The 438-nt window shown below is 67.8% G+C and carries 1 protein-coding gene; it reads right to left on the reverse strand.

Annotated elements, in window-relative coordinates; translation table 11 throughout:
• Positions 1-438, reverse strand: a 438-nt coding sequence (locus AX702_RS09995) for a hypothetical protein (protein WP_197420555.1), incomplete at both ends; no start/stop codon positions are given.

A 438-nucleotide genomic window follows, 5' to 3' on the forward strand; every position in this document is an offset into this window, starting at 1 on the left:
CATCGGCGTCAGCGTCGGCATCTGCGTCAGCGTCAGCATCCGCGTCTGCGTCGGCGTCAGCATCCGCGTCGGCGTCGGCATCAGCATCAGCGTCAGCGTCAGCGTCCGCATCGGCGTCGGCGTCGGCATCAGCGTCAGCATCAGCGTCAGCGTCAGCGTCAGCGTCAGCATCCGCGTCGGCATCAGCATCAGCGTCGGCATCAGCGTCCGCATCAGCGTCGGCATCAGCGTCCGCGTCCGCGTCAGCGTCAGCGTCAGCGTCCGCGTCGGCATCTGCATCAGCGTCAGCGTCAGCATCCGCGTCGGCATCAGCATCAGCATCAGCGTCGGCATCAGCGTCCGCATCAGCGTCCGCATCAGCGTCGGCATCCGCGTCGGCGTCGGCGTCGGCATCAGCATCCGCATCCGCATCCGCGTCGGCGTCAGCGTCAGCGTCAG

Origin of the sequence: Sphingomonas sp. CCH5-D11 (assembly GCF_001557395.1) — a bacterium.
GTDB lineage: Bacteria > Pseudomonadota > Alphaproteobacteria > Sphingomonadales > Sphingomonadaceae > Sphingomonas.